This window comes from Streptomyces sp. PKA51, assembly GCF_057552455.1.
This window is the reverse complement of the sequence record NZ_BAAJPZ010000006.1, coordinates 288,313-304,323: the sequence shown is the minus strand read 5'-3', so window position 1 is coordinate 304,323 and position 16,011 is coordinate 288,313. Positions and strand designations below refer to the sequence as shown.

Below are 16,011 nucleotides of genomic sequence, written 5' to 3'. Positions count from 1 at the left end.
CGGCGGCCGTGCCGGCCGGGGCCGGCACGGCGGCTCACCGGTCTCAGGTGAATGCGTTCAGGCCCATCTTCAGCAGCGAGCCGAGCAGACCACTCGCCTCCACGCCGGGAGAGGCCCCGGCAGCGGCGACGGCAGCGGCCGTGCTCCGCTCCACGGGCGGCGACTGCACCGGCAGGTGCAGGCCCACGGGCTCCGGACGGAGCCGGAGCTCCCTGTCGTTGCGCTCGATCCGTTCGTACATGGCGGTACTCCTCTCTGTCGGCCTGGCCGCGTCAGAACGGCAGCAGGTCCAGTGCCCCGCCCAGGATCGACTTCCACGGCACCGCACTGGCCTGGACGCCAGGGGTCTCGGCGGCGCCCCGCGGCAGCGCGGTCGCACTGCGCTCGACGGGCGGCGACTGCAGCGGCAGCTGCAGCCCCAGGGGCTCGGCGCGACGCGCCCGGTTCTCGTTGCGCTCGGTCAGGTCGTACATGACAGTGCTCCTTTCCTTTGTTCGCGATCACTGCATGACGGACGTGGGTCAGGAAATGTCCGTCAGGTCGAAACGCCGTAACGCGCGGCGTAGCACATCTCCCGGGCCATGCCCGGAAGGTCGGCACACGGCGTCTTGGCGGCTTCCACACCACCGCGGCCGTCCGCGGTGGCCGGTGTGCTCCGGGGGCCCCTGTGCACGGGCCGGGCCTGCACCGGTGGCTGGATGCCCGGGTGCTGTCGGTGGCTGTCCATGGTCGCCTCCTGTCTTTTCCTGTCCGCTTCCTCAGGTCTCCAGGAAGTGGTGGACCGGCACGATGCTGACGCCGAAGGGCTCGCTGACGTCGATGGTGAACTGGTAGGTCACCCGCGCCCGCCGGTCGTCCTCGGGGTCGAAGAAGGTGATGCGCACTTCCTGGCAGTCGGCACCGGGCCGGCAGAACGGGCTCTTCGAGACCTTGACGGTGTCCAGGGAGTACATCCGGTCGCTGGGGCCGGGCACGTACTTGGTGGACATCAGCCCCTCCGCGAAGACCTTCGCGAAGAGGAAGGCATTGGTTCCGGCCGCATTGAGGGCGCGGTCGGCGGAGCTCTGGCCGAGGTTGCGGAACTGGTAGTAGATCTTGTCCAGCAGCGCGCGGACGTTTTTGCGGATCTCTCCTTCCGAGACCGCCAGGTGCAGGAGGTCGGCTTCGCGCTTGACCGCGGCGACGACGGTGTCCACCAGCGCCCGTTCGTTCCAGGTGTAAAGGCCCCGGCTCTGGACCTCCACCACCGGGACGACCTGCCCGGAGTACAGGCGGACGGTACGGTCGGTCAGGATCCCGGGAATGGAGACCCGGGAGATCAGATAGCTGTACCCCCGCGGGACGCCTTCGATGTCGACGGACGGGTCGGGCGGGTCCTCGATCTGGGTCACCTGGCCCTTGATCGCTTCCCGGAACGTCTTGTGCACGACCGACACGGGCGGGTGGGAGAGCGCTTCCTGCAGCTGATTCAGTTGCTCGCCCAGATGCTCGTACTGGCCCTGGCCCGTCTGGGCGGCTCCGGCGTGACCCGCCCGGCCCTTGCTCCCGTCGGGCAGCGGCGTGCCCCAGTCGACGGCAATGGTGGGCTCGGCCTCGAGCGCGTAAATGGGGGTGCTGTCCAGGACGAGGGTCCAGGTCAGGTTGCTCGACTGCCAGGGTTCCCGCACCAGGTAGTCGTACATCTGCAGGGGGTCGTACGGCATCGCCGGGTACTCGTTCTCCCCCTCGGGGTGGCGCACCCTGTGGGGCGGCATCAGCTGGGTGAAGGCGTCGCGGTTGGCCTCGGTGCGGAAGTCGAAGCCGATGGACCCGATGGCGTAGATCGGGGGGCGCCGCGAGGTGAAGCCTGCGGAGGTGCCGCCGCACTGGCAGCCCGACGCGGAGCTTCCGCCGCATCCGCAGGACGGCCGGATCCCCGCCTCCGTGGGAGGGGGCGCGACCGGCGCGGGGGCGCTCGGTGCCGCCGCGAGTGCCACCCCGCCCGAGCCCTGGGCCGCCGGCACCGGCGCGGACGGAGGAGGCACGGACGGAGGAGGCACGGACGGAGGGGGCGCCGACGGCCGGGGCGGCACCGCGGGCGCCGGGTCGGGGACGAATCCCGTCCCGTACGGCGTCCCCGCGGGCTCCGTCTGCTGTGTCACCGGCTCGGCGGGCTCCTGGGGGAACCCGGGGTCGGTGGGCGGGGCTCCCGGCGGGGGAGCTTCGGCTCCGTCGCCCGCTGCGGCATGCATGCGCTCGTTGTCCATGGCACTGTCCCTCTCGCTCGAATCGGATGCGACCACAGGGGTCGACGGGGATGCACCGGGTCCGGCCCCGGGGGTGCTCCCCCGTCCGGTGATGCGCTCGTAGGCCCGTCCGGCCCGCATCGCGCCCGCCAGGTGCCGCCGGCACCGGGCGGAGTCGTCGGGAGTGCAGGGGACGGACGAAGCGGTCTCGAGGATGGCCCTGCCGGCGGCCAGGGGGTCCGCCGGCGCCCCCTGCCGGAGCTGAGCCGTCACCAGCAGGGCGGCCACGCCGGCCACCAGGGGGGTGGCGAAGCTGCTGCCGGTGAGCGCCTGCCGCCCGCCGCCGGGGGCGGCGCCCTCGATGAGCGCTCCGGGGGCCAGCACACCGTTCGTCCGGTAGACCGAACCCCAGTTGTTGACCGCCAGCGGCGCTCCGGTGGCATCGGCGGCGCCGACGGCGAGCACGGAGGGGACGGCCGAGGGAACCTGCAGGCAGTCGCAGCCGTCGTTGCCGACCGCCGCCACCACCAGCACTCCCCGCTCCTCGCACAGGCGCAGGGCCCGCTGGAGCATCTCCTCCGCCTGGCCGTCGGCACTGCGCTCGCCGCCGCTGACGTTGATGACGTGGGCGCCCTCCTCGACGGCGCGCTCGATCGCCCGGGCGAGGTCCAGCTGGGAGAGCGTCCTGCCCTCTGCGTCCTGGAACACCGGCAGGACCAGTCCCCGGCAGCGGGGAACGATGCCGGAGACGGAGCTGCCGAGCCGGCCGAAGAGCAGGCTTGCGACATGCGTGCCGTGCAGGGCCATCGGGCCCCGGCCGACAGGGCCGCCGACCAGGGTGTCCACGCGGGTCAGATCGGCGCCCTCGAAACAGGGATGGGTCAGGTCCACCGGCCCGTCGAGCACCGCGACGCACACCGCGGCGTCGCCCTGGAGCTCCTCGGGCCGGTGGTGAAGGTCCCGAAGGACCGTCCTGGCCTCCATCCCGTCTCCTTTCCGTTCCCCCGTCAACTCGGGTCACCGACAGCCTCCCCGGGGCCCGTCCCGGGATCGTCGGCGCGGGCGTGACGGGTCCGTTCCGCAAACGTCGCGCGCGCGTCGTCGTGGCGTTTGCGCAGGCCAGAGGCGGTTCCGGGGCCCTCGGCGAAGACGAACAACAGGTGCGTGGGCCACAGGCGGGTTGCACAGTGGGGAATGTGTCGTGGAATGGTGCATCCCTTGAACTGCTCAAACCGTTCGAGCTGTCCTGTGCCGGCAGCGCGGTTCCCCTGGCCAAGGGGGCTCAGCGTCTGCTGGCATTTCTCGCCCTGCAGAGCGACGGCGCGCACCGGTGCGCGATCGCCGAGCAACTCTGGCCCGACTGCATCCCTGCCCGGGCGGCGGCGAACCTGCGGTCGGCCCTGTGCCAGGGACGGCGCGTGGGAAACGACACCGTCATCGAGAGCGCCGGCCAGCGGCTGCTGCTCTCGTCCGCGCTGCGGGTGGACCTGCACCACGCCTGGGCGGAGGCACGCCGGATCATCGACGGGTCCATGTCATTGCCCGGGGTCTGGGAAGGGGTCGTCGGCGATCTGAGCCGTGAACTGCTCCCGGGGTGGACGGAGGACTGGCTCCTGCTGGAGCGCGACCGGTGGGATCAGATGCGTCTGTACGCGCTGGAAAGCCTCGCCCAGCAGCTGCAACAGCAGCAGCACTACCTGCCCGCGCTCCAGGCGGCACTGGCTGCCGTCGCCGTCGACCCGTTCCGCGAGACCGCGTACCGCATCGTCATCGAAGTGCACCTGGCGGAGGGCAACGTCGCCAGTGCCATCAGGCGCTACCGGGACTACCGCGCCTATCTGCGCCGGGAGCTCAACGTCACGCCGTCCTCCCGGATGACCCAGCTGATGCGCGACCTCATGCCCACCTGACCGACCGGGACGGCAGCGGCGGCGGCCGGCCCACCCCTGCCCGGGTGGGCCGGCCGCCGCCGGTGGCTGCGCGCCGCGCGCGTTACGAGGCGATCCCCACGAGCCGGTCGGTCAGGGCCATCAGGCGCTCGCGGGCCGCGGCGTCGTACGTCTGCTCGTGGGCGCGCGTGTCGGTGAACTGGTCGAAGTAGCGGCCCGTCGTGGTCTCCAGGGCCGGGTCGATGACCAGGCGTACGGTCGGCCGTACGCCCTCGTCGACGGTCGTGACCGGGGTCAGGCCGTACGCGCGCAGGCCGTCGGTGTCCATCAGGTGGGCGGGGTGGAGGGCGTTGACGGTGACGCCGGTGCCGTCGAGCTCGTCGGCCAGGGCGAAGGTGGCCATGAGGAGGGCGACTTTGCTCCGGCAGTAGGCGCGCAGGCCCTCGTAGTCGTGCTCCAGCATGACGTCGTCGAAGTCGATGGCCTCCTGGCCGATCGAGGCGACGTTGACGACGCGGGCGGGCGCGGATGCCTTCAGCAGCGGCAGCAGGCCGCGGACGAGGGCGTAGGGGGCGAGGTGGTTCACCGCGAACCGCAGTTCGTGGCCCTGACGGCTCAGCTCGCGGCGCAGCGGCTCGGCGCCGCCGCCCGCGACGGCGTTGTTCACGAGTGCGTCGAGCCGGGGCTCGGCCGCGCGGACGGCGGCGGTCATGGCGTGCACCTGGTCGAGGTCGGACAGGTCGGCGAGGTAGGTGCGCACGTCGCCGCCGCCGTCGGCCGCGGCGGCCTCGGCCGCGACGGCCTCCAGGCGGGCCCGGTCGCGGCCGTGGAGCAGGACGGTGTGGCCGCGCGCGGCGAGGTCGAGGGCGATGCCGCGGCCCAGTCCCTGGGTCGCACCGGTGATCAGAACGGTGGTTCGCTTCATACCGGCGAGTGTGGCCCGGCGGGCATGGCGGGTGGGGAGAGCGTGGTGAGCCTGGTGGCCACACCACCAGGCAACCGCCTGCCCGACGTCAGCTGCCGAGCAGGCGGTTGAAGAAGGACCGGTAGCGGCACAGGGCCGTGCGCAGGGCCTCGGTGTCGGCCTCCTCGCCCTGGCTTCATTGGGCCTCCGGCTCCTGCTTGTGCCGGGCGAAGGTGGCGGCCAAGGTCTGCACGAGGTCGGCGACCGGCGTGTCCTCCACCTGCTGCTCGTAGCCCTCGGTCGGGTAGCCGCGCTCGCGCATCAGGGAAGTGATCAGCCGGTCCGCTTCGTGGACGGCCGCCTGCGGCCTGTCGACGAACTCCTCCTGCACGCCGTTCCCCTGCCGGGCGTACCGCTCGCGCGAGGTGTCGGACAGGGGATCAATTCTGGACTTTTCCGTACCAAGGGGTTACGAACGTACGCGCCCCGCGCGGCGTCAGGCGGCGGCGAGCACGGCGTCGACCGCGTGCCGCAGGGCGGCCGCGGCGCGGGCCGGGTCGTCGAGGTAGCCGCCGGTCATGGTGCCGTCGCGCAGCAGGACGAGCGTGTCGGCGGCGTCCTCGGCACGGGAATGACCGGCGTCCTGCAGCAAGTGCACCAGCCGCGCCCGGAACCAGCGCCGATGCTCGGCGACGGCCTGCCGGACCGGGTGGCCGGCGTCGGGATACTCGGCGGCGGCGTTGATGAACGCGCAGCCGCGGAAGCCCGCACCGCAGGCCTGCTTGCCCAGCTCCGCGACGAGGGCGGTCAGCACCTCGCGCGGGCCGCCGGCCTGTGCGGCCAGGGCGTCGGCCCTGGCCCGCACCGCCCGGTCGCGGTCCTCGACGTAGGCCCGGACCAGGGCGTCCTTGGTGGGGAAGTGCCGGTAGAAGGTGGCCTTGGTGATCCCGGCCTCGGCGATGAGCCGGTCGACGCCGACGGACTGGATGCCCTCTTCGTAGAACAGCCGAATGGCCGCCTCCAGCAGTCGCTCCCGCGGCGGGAGGGCGGTCGGACGGGCGTCCTGTCGGGTCTTCGGTGCCATGCATTGACATTAACAGAACGGTCTGTCTACCGTAAGCGTCACCGCAGGGAGACAGAACAGTCTGTCTCCCCGGTTCGAGAGGACGTGACGCCATGACCCCGCTGTACACCGCCGTCGCCACCGCCCACGGCGGCCGCAACGGTCGCGCCACCACCGCCGACGGCACGCTGGACCTGCACCTGACCCACCCCAAGGAGCTCGGCGGCAGCGGTGAGGGCACCAACCCCGAGCAGCTCTTCGCCGCCGGGTACGCCGCCTGCTTCACCAACGCCCTGCACACCGTCGCGCGCCGCATGAAGGTCGACGCCTCGCAGGCCGCCGTCACGGCCGAGGTGAGCCTCGGGGCCATCGGGGAGGGCCGCTACGGGCTCGCGGTGACGCTGCGCGTCGAGCTGCCCGAGGAGCTGCGCGGCGAGACCGGGAACCGGCTCGTCGAGGCCACCCACCAGGTCTGCCCCTACTCCAACGCCACCCGCGGCAACATCCCCGTGGACCTCGTCGTGGCGTGAGCCGTCGCCCGAACGGGCCCTTCGCCGGCGGTACCGCCACGGCGGTGACGGCCCGTCACCACCCGGCACCCGGGGCGGCCGCCCCCGCTCCCCCGACGCGCCGTGCCCCGGTGCACTGCAGCGCATCCGGCAGCGGGCCGCCCCATCCTTGAGGGGTGAGGAAGCACTCCGTGGCACAGGTCCCGCCCGGCCGGCCGGTGCCGCAACACCTGCCGGCCGACTACGCGGGGGCCGTCTACGGTTCTCTGCTGGCCGCCTCGGTCCTGGCCGGCACCGGCGTCGCCGGCCCCTACTCCCGCCTGCAGCTCGTCCTGCTCCTGCTGTGCACGAGCCTGGTGTTCTGGATCGCCCACGGCTACGCCCACCTCGCGGGCCGGCTGGCCCACCAGCCGCTGAACCGCAGGACCGTCCTGCAGGCGTTCGGGGCCGAATGGCCCATCGCCCAGGCGGCCGTCCTGCCCTCGATCGCCGTGGCCCTCAGCCCCCTGCTGGGGCTGGACCTCGGCGGAACGGTGTGGTTCGGCCTGTGCGTCGCCGTGGCCGAACAGGCCTGCTGGGGCGCGGCGGCCGTGGCCCGGGCCGGCGCCCCGCGGCACCAGGTAGTGGTCTCCGGCGCGGTCAACCTGCTGATCGGCCTGCTCATCGTCGTGGTCAAGGCCGCCCTCGCCCACTGACGGCGCGCCACCGCAACCCCCCACGACGACGGTTGTCCGGAAAACATTCCCAACGCCCGCGGGCGCGGCCCGCGATGACGCGTGAACGTTGACAACGAAGTCGCACGAGCTCTTCATGGCAGCCATTCACTGCGTGGTGGCGACGCGCTGCGGCACTTCCGAGGCGCCCTCATATACCGTCAGCCATACCGTCAGCGCGCGTCACTTCGCACCGATGCCGCAAGGAGCCTCCGTGAGAAGACACCGCATCGCCACCTTGCTGACGGCCGTCGTGGCCCTGATCGGCACGATCCTCCTGCTGCCCACCGGCACGGCCGGCGCCGCGGGCCCCTGCGAGAGCGCACCCCGCTGGGTCGCCGGGACCTGGTACCCGACGGGCACGGTCGTCCGGTACACCGACGGCCATTACTACATCGCCGAGCACGACAACCCCGGCTACGACCCCGTCGTCAGCACCTGGTACTGGGACCCGTACGTCTGCCAGGGCGGCGGCACGCCCGGCGCCTTCCCGGTGAGCGAGGCGCAGTTCCGGCAGATGTTCCCGGACCGCAACGCCTTCTACACCTACAACGGCCTGGTCACCGCGGCGCGCGCCTACCCCGGCTTCGCCACCACGGGCAGCGAACAGGTCAGGCGGCAGGAGGCGGCCGCCTTCCTCGCCAACGTCGCCCACGAGACCGGCGGGCTCGTCCACATCGTCGAGCAGAACACCGCCAACTACCCCCACTACTGCGACCTGAACCAGCCCTACGGCTGCCCGGCCGGCCAGGCCGCATACTACGGCCGCGGCCCCCTCCAGCTCAGCTGGAACTTCAACTACAAGGCGGCGGGCGACGCCCTCGGCATCGACCTGCTCCACAATCCCTCGCTCGTCCAGACCGACGCGGCCGTCTCCTGGAAGACCGCCCTGTGGTACTGGAACACCCAGCGGGGCCCCGGCACGATGACTCCGCACGACGCCGTCGTGGGCGGACACGGATTCGGGGAGACCATCCGCAGCATCAACGGGGCCATGGAATGCAACGGCCGCAACCCCGCACAGGTCCAGAGCCGGGTGGACAGCTACCGGCGCTTCACCGCGATGCTCGGGGTGGCACCGGGCGGCAACCTGACCTGCTGATCCTGCCGGTCCCGCGCACCAGGGCCCGTCCGGCGGATCATGCGGTGCCCCGTAGGGGTGCGGGGAACTGCGCGACAAGCCACGACGTGCCCGCAGGTCGCCCGGGCCCCGGGGTGAGCAGCGGGCCGTCGGTGGCCGATCGCGCAGTTCCCCGCGCCCCTACGGGGCGCCGTGGTGGCGGTTCTCCGGGGGGTGCGGCTCAGGCCGCGGCGGCGCCGAACCACTGCGGCAGCCGGTCCAGCAGCTCCTGCCGGTCCTCGCCGGCCCAGGCCACGTGGCCGTCCGGCCGCAGCAGCACCGCGGGGGCGTCGAGCTCCTCGCTGACGTCGACGACGTGGTCGACCCGGTCCGCCCAGCCCGCCACGGAGAGCCGGCCGGTCTGGTCGAGCAGGAGCCCGCGGCCGCCGCGCATCAACTCGTACAGGCGGCCCCGCTTGAGGCGGACGTCCCGCAGGCGCCGGCCGAGCAGGTGGTGGCCCTCGCCGAAGTCGTAGTGGACCCCGACCGCGGTGATCTTCTCGATCAGGTGGCGGTTCACCTCCTCGAAGTCCATCAGCTCCGCCACCAGCCGGCGTACGGCCTGGGCGCCCGGCTCGGTGGACATCAGCGCCATCTGCGCGCGGGTGTTGTCCAGGACGTCGGCGGCCACCGGGTGCCGTTCGGCGTGGTAGCTGTCCAGCAGCCCCGCCGGGGCCCAGCCGGCCACCTCGGCGGCCAGCTTCCAGCCGAGGTTGAAGGCGTCCTGGATGCCGAGGTTCAGGCCCTGCCCGCCGGTCGGCGGGTGGATGTGCGCCGCGTCTCCGGCGAGCAGCACCCGGCCGACCCGGTAGCGCTCGGCCTGCCGGGTGGCGTCGCCGAACCGGGAGAGCCAGCGCGGCGAGCGGGCCCCGAAGTCGCTGCCCGCCACGGCCCGCAGCTGCTGCCGGAAGTCCTCCAGGGTGGGCGGGAGGGTGCGGTCCTCGGCCAGCCCCGCGGCGGGCACGACGACGCGGTACACCCCGTCGCCGAGCGGCATGAAGCCGAACCGCGTCTGGGTCCTGCGCACTTCGGCCATCACCGCCGTCAGCTCCTCCAGCGGCGTGGTCAGCTCCATCTCCCCCAGCAGCGTCTCGACCCTGCTGGGCTCGCCGGGGAAGGCGATGCCGGCGAGCTTGCGGACGGTGCTGCGGCCGCCGTCGCAGCCGACGAGGTAGCGCGAGCGCAGGGACGTGCCGTCGGCCAGGTGGACGGTCACCCCCTCGTCGTCCTGCTCCAGCCCGACCACCTCGCTGCTGCGCCGGATCTCGGCGCCGACTGCGGTGGCGTGCTCTTCGAGCAGGCGGTCGGTGATGTTCTGCGGGATGCCGAGGACGTACGAGTGCGCCGTGTCCATGCGCTCGGGCCACGGCTTGCCGATCGCGGCGAAGAAGCCGGGGAACCCTTCGTACTTCGTGCCGTTCTCCAGGAACCGCTCCAACAGGCCGCGCTGGTCCATCACCTCGATGCTGCGCACGTGCAGACCCAGCGCGCGCACCATCCTCGCCGGCTCCGCCGCCTTCTCCAGGACGACCACGTGCACGCCGTGCAGGCGCAGTTCAGCGGCCAGCATCAGCCCGGTCGGTCCTCCACCGGCCACGATCACGTCAATCATCACAAGCCCCCCGTTCCTTCAGGTTCCGTCATCGGCCGGTCATTCTGCGGCACACCGGGGGCCTTGCGGCAAGGCCCCCCATGCGCTATAGGTTGTAAAGGGCAAGGGGTATGGCCTCTTTCTCCGAGGTTTTTCTCCGAGGTTTTTCTCCGAGGCTTTCTCCCGGGTCTTCTCCCTGGCTTCTCCGGCGGGATCGAAATCCGCTGGCGCCCTGCCCCCGTCCTCCCCTTACGTTGTGCGCATGAAGCCCGCGTTCCCGCTTGTCACGGCCCGTTTGCAGCTGCGTCCCTTCACCACCGAGGACACCGACGACGTCCTCGACTACCAGCGGCGGGCCGACGTCGCCCGGTACATGCGCTGGGAGCCGCGCGACCGCGCGCAGTGCGCGCAGGCCGTGGCGCAGATGGCGCGCGAGACGGAGCTGCGACGGTCCGGCGACTGCCTGAGCCTGGCGGTGGTGCTGCCCGAGGAGGGGCGGGTCGTCGGCCAGGTCGAGCTGGTCTGGCTCAGCGAGGAGCACCGGCAGGGCGAGGTCGGGTACGTCTTCAACCCCCGTTTCCAGGGCCGGGGACTGGCCACCGAGGCCGCCCGGGAGGCCCTGCGGCTGGGCTTCGATGCGCTGGGCCTGCACCGCGTCGTGGGCCGCTGCCACGCCCGCAACACCGCCTCCGCCGCGCTGCTGGAGCGGCTGGGCATGCGCCGCGAGGCGCACATGATCGGCACCGAGCGGTTCAAGGGCGCGTGGCGCGAGGACTACGTGTACGCCATGCTCCGCAGCGAGTGGCGGGCCGCGATGGGCTGATCCGCCGGGTACCGCCGGCGGATCAGGCTCGCGGGGCGTCCTTGGCCGGCGGCAGCAGCCGGGCGAGTTCGTCGAGCAGCGCGACGACCCGCCGTGCCTGGTCGGGGTCCGCGACGGCCCGGGCGATCGCCTCGTCGGCGGGGCGGTCGGCGCGGGCGCGTACGGCCCGGCGTGCGCGGTCGGTCAGGCGGACCAGGGTCCGCCGGCCGTCGGCGGGGTCGGCCGCCGTCTCCAGCAGACCGCGTTCGCGCAGCCTGCTCACGGATGCGGAGACATGGCTCTGGGCGAATCCGGTGCGGGCCACGATCTCGCGGACCGAGCAGTCGGGGTAGCGGAACACGTCCGCGATCACGGCCGCCTCGCCGGGGGTGATCGCGGTGGGCCCGGCCTCGTCGATGACCTGCCTGCCGAGCTCGATCAGGCGCCTGCCGAGGCCGAGGAGCTGCATTCCGTCCATGGCCCGAATATACCCCTCATACATCGGTGCAGATACATCGCTGGCGATGTAATGTGCGGAGCATGACGACCTCGCAACCGCTGAGCGCCGTGTCGAAGACGGCACTGGCCGTGGCCCGGGTGCGCGCCCACGAAAGCGCTGCCGAGAGCCCCTTGTTCACCGATCCGTACGCCGCAGCCTTCGTGGCCGCCTCCGACAAACCGATACACCCGCCGCACCGCCCCGGCCCGCTGGCCACCGCCCTGGTGCGCCAGACGGTCCTGCGGACCCGCTTCTACGACGACCGGCTCGTCGGCTCCGGCTGCGACCAGGTGGTTCTGCTGGCAGCCGGGCTGGACACCCGCGCCTACCGGCTGCCCTGGCCCACCGGGGTCCGCCTGTACGAGCTCGACCTGCCGCCGGTGTTCGCGTTCAAGCACCGCGTGCTCGCCGCTCAGGACGCCGCACCGCGCTGCGAGCGCACTGCCGTGCCCGCGGACCTGCTGACCCCCGGCTGGGCCGACCGCCTGGTCGCCGCCGGCTTCGACCCCGCCCGGCCGACCGCCTGGCTGATCGAGGGTCTGCTGGTGTACCTCACCGCCGAGGAGGCGGCCGCGCTGCTCGCGACCGTCGGCGAGCTGTCCGCCCCTGCCAGCCGGCTGGCCCTGGAGCGGGGGCGCAGCGGCAGGACCGTCGTCGACGACCCGTCCGTCGCGCACATCACCTCCCTGTGGAAGGGCGGCCTGGGCGCCGGCACCGCCGACTGGCTCGCCGGCCACGGCTGGTCCACCGAGGAGCACCCGCTCGACGCGGTCGCGGCCCACTACGGGCGTCCCATGGCCAACCCCTCCGGCACCGGCTTCATCACGGCCCTGCGGGCCGCGCCCGGCGCCCCGTGAGGGGCGCAGCACGATCCGGGCGTGTCGCCATCAGCAGGTCGACGACGTAGGTCTCCTCCACCACCTCGTCGGGGAACGCTGCGCGCAGCAGCCGGCGCTCCTCGGCGGCGAAGGCACGGGTGGCGGCCTCGTCGAGGACGAGGAACGCCGAGCGGCTGGTGATGTTGGCGAGGTGCACGTCCAGGGTCACCGCCCGGCTCCAGCGCACCTGCCGGCGTACGACCGGCAGGCCCGACAGGCCCGCGAGACGGACGGCTTCCGCGTCGTCGGGCAACGTCCTCGGACGCGGGGGCAGCGTGCAGTGGTGGGCGATGCGCTCGTGCTGCGCACGGATCCACGGCACGTCGAACGCGGTGGTGTTCCACCAGAGGGCGAGCACACCGCGCGGGCGCAGGACACGCAGTGCCTCGGGGACGGAGCGTTCGACGTCCGTCCACTGCCAGGACTGCGCGTAGGCGAGGAGGTCGTGGGAGCAGGAGGCGAGGGGCAGGGCGTTGCCGTCGCCCCGGACGACGGGCACGTCCGGCAGCGTCTCCCGGCACCGGGCGGCCATCGGCCCGCCGGGTTCGACGGCGACGACGTCGGCGCCGCGCTCGTGCAGGAGGCGGGTGGCGATGCCGGTGCCGGCGCCGACGTCGGCGACGCGGGCGCCGGCCAGCGGGCGGTCCATGGCCTGCTCGACGTGGTCCAGGACGTCCGGCGGGTACGCGGGCCGGCCGGCCGCGTACCGGGCGGCGGCCGCGTCGAAGGCGCGGGCACGGGGGTCTGCGCTCACGGTGTCGTCAGCGTCCTTCGGGTGCGTCGGGGCCGAGGAGGTCGGCGATGCGCAAAAGGGCGGGCAGGGCGGCCCTGATGGCGGCGCGGTCCTCCTCCGGCAGGGCCTGCAGGGCGCCGCTCAGGCGCTGTTCGTGGGCGGCGTTCCAGGCGGCGAGCTGGTGGCGGCCGGTGTCGGTGAGGGTGACGGCGGAGGCGCGGCGGTCCTTGGGGTCGGTGGCGCGGGCCACCAGGCCGGTGTTGATCATCTGGGTGACGAGGCCGCTGACGGTGCTGAAGGCCAGGCGCTGGCGGGTGGCGAGGTCGCCGACGCGGGCGGGTGAGTGTTCGGCGAGGGCCTGCAGCAGTTCGACCTGGGCCATGGGCAGGCTCTCCCAGGGGTAGTCGGTGCGGATGGAGGCGCGCAGGGAGCGCCGCAGGCGGGTGACCGCTTCGGTCAGCTGCCGGGCGTCCGGTTCCCCGGAACCTGTCGGTGCGTCATGGGCCTGTCCGGACCGGGGCTGCGGCGACATGGCCGCCACTGTAACCGGCGGCTTTCACGCCGCTCCTCCCCCCTGGCGCGGAAGGGGCCGGGCGGGCGGCGTGCGCAGGGTGGTGGCGAGCGCGGCCGCCGCGGCTGCCAGCAGGACGAGGACGGGGCCGTGCGGGGTACGGGCGCCGGTGCCCGGAAGGTGGAGGGCCAGGGTGACCAGGGCGACGCCGAGGGCGGAGCCGGTGGCGCGGGCCATGTTGACGAGCCCGCCGCCCGTACCGGCGCAACCGGCGGGCACGGCCGCCATGACGACGGCGTTGTTGGCGGGCAGGAAGACGCCGAGGCCGAGGCCGAGCAGCACCAGGGCCGGGGGGAGCGTCGCCGCCGTGAAGGGCAGGGCGTACAGGGCCGCCAGCGCCGCGAGGACCAGGCCGGCGCCCAGCAGGCAGCGCGCCCTGGGGCTCCAGCTGCCCGGCAGCGCCCGGTCGGCGGTGGTGGCGGCCGTCGCGAAGCCGGCAGGCAGCCAGACCAGCACCAGTCCGGCGCCCAGGGCGTCGCTGCCGTGGCCGATCAGGACGAGGGGGACGAGCACCATGGGACCGAAGAGGACCAGGTAGCCGCACAGGGCCCCGGCGAGGCCGGCGCGGACGGGCCGGGGCCGCAGCAGGTCCGGTGGGAGCAGGGGGTGCGGCGCCGTGCGCCGGCGCCGGGCGAACCCGGTGCCCGCACCGGCCGCGACCAGGAGTGCGGCAGCCGCCGGCCAGGGCCGGGCCGGGGTTGCGGAGAGGGCGGACAGCCCGAGCAGGGCGCCGGTGGTGGCGACGGCGAGCAGGGCCGTCCCCTGCAGGTCGAAGCCGGGCGCGCGGTGACGCTGCCGCGTACGGGGCAGCAGGAAGTGGCCCGCGACCACGGCGACCAGCCCGACGGGCACGTTCAGGGCGAAGATCCACCGCCAGCCCAGGGTGGTGACCAGCGCTCCCCCGGCGAGCGGGCCGAGCGCGAGCCCGAGGGCCTGGGCGGTGGCCTGGACGCCGAGGGCGGCCCGCAGCCGACCCGGCGGCGCGCTCGTCGCGACCAGGGCGACGCTGTTGGCCTGCATCAGGGCCGCGCCCGCGGCCTGGACGACGCGCAGGGCGATCAGTACGGGCAGGGTGGGGGCGAGGGCACAGCCGGCGGAGGCGGCGGTGAAGACGACGAACCCGTACAGGTACAGCAGTTTGCGCCCGTGGGCGTCGGAGAGCCGGCCGGCAGGCAGGAGCAGGGCCACGAGGGTGAGCAGATAGGCGAGGGAGACCCAGGTGACGGCGGTGAGGGAGGCGCCGAAGCCGGTCCGCAGGTCCGCGTAGGTCAGGCTGACGATGCCGGCGTCCAGCTGGCCCATGAAGGCCCCGAAGCAGACGGTGGCCACGGCCAGCCGCCAGGCCGCCGGGTGGGTGCGTATGCGTTCCGGTCGCGGCCGTTCGCGTATCAGGGCTCCGGGAAGCCGGACGGTTCCTGCTGTGCGCACGTCGCCGGGCATCGTCTCTCCTGTCCGCGGGCCCCTCCCTTCCAGAATATATCGGTCACCGAAATACTTGGTGACCGATGCAATGGGTCATGGGCGGGCGCCGGCCAGCTGGGCCACCGTGGCGGTCGTCAGCTCCGTGACGAGCACGCTGCGCGCGAGCGGCAGCAGGCGGTGGGCCTTGCACATCTGCGTCGGCAGCGCCGCGTACTCCTCCTCCACGATGCGGGTCCACGACGCGTCGAACCGCACGCGGACGACCTGGTCCCGCGCGGCGTCGGAGACGATCGACGACGCCAGTAGCCACAGCACGGGCTCGTGCGGGTCGAGGGCCAGGTGCAGCAGGGACGCCGAGCGGCCCTGCGGGGCCCGCAGCCGGTGCCAGGCGATCCGGCCCTGCGCGTCGATCCGGCCGAACGTGCCGGTCCCGTCCCGTGCCGTGCCGAGCAGGACCATCCAGACCGCGCCGGCCCCGGCGACCAGCCCGACCGGTGTGCTGCCCTGCTCCGCCGGGACGGGCATCTGCACGCTGCGGCCGCTGCGCGGGTCGATGCGCAGCACCGAGCTCGCCCCGTCCTGGCTGACGTAGAAGTCCCCGCTGCCCGGGTGCCGCGCGGCGAAGATCGGATGGGGTTCGGCCCCGTAGAGGCGGAAGCGCTGCGGGCGCGTATGGTCCAGGGCCAGGACCTGGTCGCTCCCCTTCAACGTCACCCACAGGGTGTCGCCGTACTCGCTGACGTAGTGCGGGCCCCGGCCGCCGCCCGGAACGGCGATCTCCTTCTCGACACGCGGCGCGGCACCGAGCGCGTCCGCCCGCGGGTCCACCAGCAGCAGCCGGTTCCCGCCCTCGTGCGTGGCCCAGATCCGGCCCGGGTGGCGCGCCGAGACCGCCAGGCCGTGCAGCATCGCGTCCTTCGGCCCCAGCGGGAACGCCCTCGCGCCGGTGACCTGTTCGGTGCGCGGGTCCAGGCTCAGTTTCACCAGGTGGCTGTTGGACATCTGCGACACCAGCGCCATCGGCCGGTCCGGCACCTTGATGATCTCGTGCGTCTCCTCGGCGGGCGGCAGCGCGTACTCCACCACCGAGCG

Annotated in this window: 18 protein-coding genes; 6 read left to right on the top strand and 12 right to left on the bottom strand. The window is 73.3% G+C overall.

Going from position 1 to position 16,011, the window contains the following annotated elements:
• Nucleotides 1-43 precede the first annotated feature (43 nt).
• The 3 genes from AC27L3_RS12870 to AC27L3_RS12860 all read right to left on the bottom strand — a co-directional run bounded on the left by AC27L3_RS12870 (nt 44) and on the right by AC27L3_RS12860 (nt 3,209).
• Entirely contained in the window at nt 44-241 is a 198-nt protein-coding gene (locus tag AC27L3_RS12870; RefSeq protein ID WP_487234155.1) for a hypothetical protein, read from the bottom strand.
• A 31-nt stretch (nt 242-272) separates the two neighbouring features.
• Nucleotides 273-473 (bottom strand): hypothetical protein, encoded by a 201-nt coding sequence (locus AC27L3_RS12865; protein ID WP_487234154.1) that lies wholly within the window; start codon nt 471-473, stop codon nt 273-275.
• Between the two features lie 285 nt (nt 474-758).
• A complete protein-coding gene (locus AC27L3_RS12860; protein WP_487234153.1) occupies nt 759-3,209 on the bottom strand; it encodes a cyanobactin maturation protease PatG family protein in 2,451 nt (816 codons plus the stop codon).
• 212 nt (nt 3,210-3,421) lie between these two features.
• On the opposite strand from AC27L3_RS12860, the gene AC27L3_RS12855 reads away from it, so the two are divergent.
• Complete coding sequence (locus AC27L3_RS12855) at nt 3,422-4,135, top strand: AfsR/SARP family transcriptional regulator (RefSeq protein WP_487234152.1); 714 nt, start codon at nt 3,422-3,424, stop codon at nt 4,133-4,135.
• 82 nt (nt 4,136-4,217) lie between these two features.
• Here AC27L3_RS12855 and AC27L3_RS12850 read toward each other — a convergent pair whose 3' ends face one another.
• The 3 genes from AC27L3_RS12850 to AC27L3_RS12840 form a co-directional block, all read right to left on the bottom strand.
• The gene (locus tag AC27L3_RS12850; RefSeq protein ID WP_487234151.1) at nt 4,218-5,039 is read right to left on the bottom strand and encodes an SDR family NAD(P)-dependent oxidoreductase; all 822 of its coding nucleotides are present in this window, start codon (nt 5,037-5,039) and stop codon (nt 4,218-4,220) included.
• A gap of 175 nt (nt 5,040-5,214) precedes the next feature.
• A complete protein-coding gene (locus AC27L3_RS12845; RefSeq protein ID WP_487234150.1) occupies nt 5,215-5,409 on the bottom strand; it encodes a hypothetical protein in 195 nt (64 codons plus the stop codon).
• A 105-nt stretch (nt 5,410-5,514) separates the two neighbouring features.
• Nucleotides 5,515-6,102 (bottom strand): TetR/AcrR family transcriptional regulator, encoded by a 588-nt coding sequence (locus tag AC27L3_RS12840; RefSeq protein ID WP_487234149.1) that lies wholly within the window; start codon nt 6,100-6,102, stop codon nt 5,515-5,517.
• Nucleotides 6,103-6,194: 92 nt separating this feature from the next.
• Here AC27L3_RS12840 and AC27L3_RS12835 point away from each other — a divergent pair, with 92 nt between their 5' ends.
• The 3 genes from AC27L3_RS12835 to AC27L3_RS12825 all read left to right on the top strand — a co-directional run bounded on the left by AC27L3_RS12835 (nt 6,195) and on the right by AC27L3_RS12825 (nt 8,405).
• Nucleotides 6,195-6,611, top strand: coding sequence for an organic hydroperoxide resistance protein (locus tag AC27L3_RS12835; protein WP_487234148.1), 417 nt, complete (start codon nt 6,195-6,197; stop codon nt 6,609-6,611).
• Nucleotides 6,612-6,781: 170 nt separating this feature from the next.
• On the top strand, nt 6,782-7,285 hold the full coding sequence (locus AC27L3_RS12830; RefSeq protein ID WP_487234147.1) for a hypothetical protein: 504 nt from the start codon (nt 6,782-6,784) through the stop codon (nt 7,283-7,285).
• 232 nt (nt 7,286-7,517) lie between these two features.
• Nucleotides 7,518-8,405 carry a glycoside hydrolase family 19 protein gene (locus AC27L3_RS12825; protein ID WP_487234146.1) on the top strand — a complete coding sequence of 296 codons (888 nt, stop codon included), beginning with the start codon at nt 7,518-7,520 and terminating at the stop codon, nt 8,403-8,405.
• 199 nt (nt 8,406-8,604) lie between these two features.
• On the opposite strand, the gene rox is transcribed toward AC27L3_RS12825, so the two are convergent.
• Nucleotides 8,605-10,035 (bottom strand): rifampin monooxygenase, encoded by a 1,431-nt coding sequence (gene rox, locus AC27L3_RS12820; RefSeq protein WP_487234145.1) that lies wholly within the window; start codon nt 10,033-10,035, stop codon nt 8,605-8,607.
• 241 nt (nt 10,036-10,276) lie between these two features.
• Here rox and AC27L3_RS12815 point away from each other — a divergent pair, with 241 nt between their 5' ends.
• Nucleotides 10,277-10,837: a GNAT family N-acetyltransferase gene (locus tag AC27L3_RS12815; RefSeq protein ID WP_487234144.1), complete on the top strand. Its 561-nt coding sequence runs from the start codon at nt 10,277-10,279 to the stop codon at nt 10,835-10,837.
• A 22-nt stretch (nt 10,838-10,859) separates the two neighbouring features.
• On the opposite strand, the gene AC27L3_RS12810 is transcribed toward AC27L3_RS12815, so the two are convergent.
• A complete protein-coding gene (locus AC27L3_RS12810) occupies nt 10,860-11,294 on the bottom strand; it encodes a MarR family winged helix-turn-helix transcriptional regulator (RefSeq protein ID WP_487234143.1) in 435 nt (144 codons plus the stop codon).
• A gap of 62 nt (nt 11,295-11,356) precedes the next feature.
• Here AC27L3_RS12810 and AC27L3_RS12805 point away from each other — a divergent pair, with 62 nt between their 5' ends.
• Nucleotides 11,357-12,172, top strand: a complete 816-nt coding sequence (locus tag AC27L3_RS12805; protein ID WP_487234142.1) for an SAM-dependent methyltransferase — start codon at nt 11,357-11,359, stop codon at nt 12,170-12,172.
• Here AC27L3_RS12805 and AC27L3_RS12800 read toward each other — a convergent pair.
• From AC27L3_RS12800 to AC27L3_RS12785, 4 genes are all read right to left on the bottom strand, one after another.
• Complete coding sequence (locus AC27L3_RS12800) at nt 12,138-12,947, bottom strand: class I SAM-dependent methyltransferase (protein ID WP_487234141.1); 810 nt, start codon at nt 12,945-12,947, stop codon at nt 12,138-12,140. The two genes, AC27L3_RS12805 and AC27L3_RS12800, sit on opposite strands and share 35 nt — an antisense overlap.
• Before the next feature lie 7 nt (nt 12,948-12,954).
• Nucleotides 12,955-13,458 carry a MarR family winged helix-turn-helix transcriptional regulator gene (locus AC27L3_RS12795; RefSeq protein WP_487234140.1) on the bottom strand — a complete coding sequence of 168 codons (504 nt, stop codon included), beginning with the start codon at nt 13,456-13,458 and terminating at the stop codon, nt 12,955-12,957.
• A 24-nt stretch (nt 13,459-13,482) separates the two neighbouring features.
• Nucleotides 13,483-14,937, bottom strand: a complete 1,455-nt coding sequence (locus AC27L3_RS12790) for an MFS transporter (RefSeq protein WP_487234139.1) — start codon at nt 14,935-14,937, stop codon at nt 13,483-13,485.
• Nucleotides 14,938-15,012: 75 nt separating this feature from the next.
• Nucleotides 15,013-16,005: an NHL repeat-containing protein gene (locus AC27L3_RS12785; RefSeq protein ID WP_487234138.1), complete on the bottom strand. Its 993-nt coding sequence runs from the start codon at nt 16,003-16,005 to the stop codon at nt 15,013-15,015.
• Nucleotides 16,006-16,011: the final 6 nt, after the last annotated feature.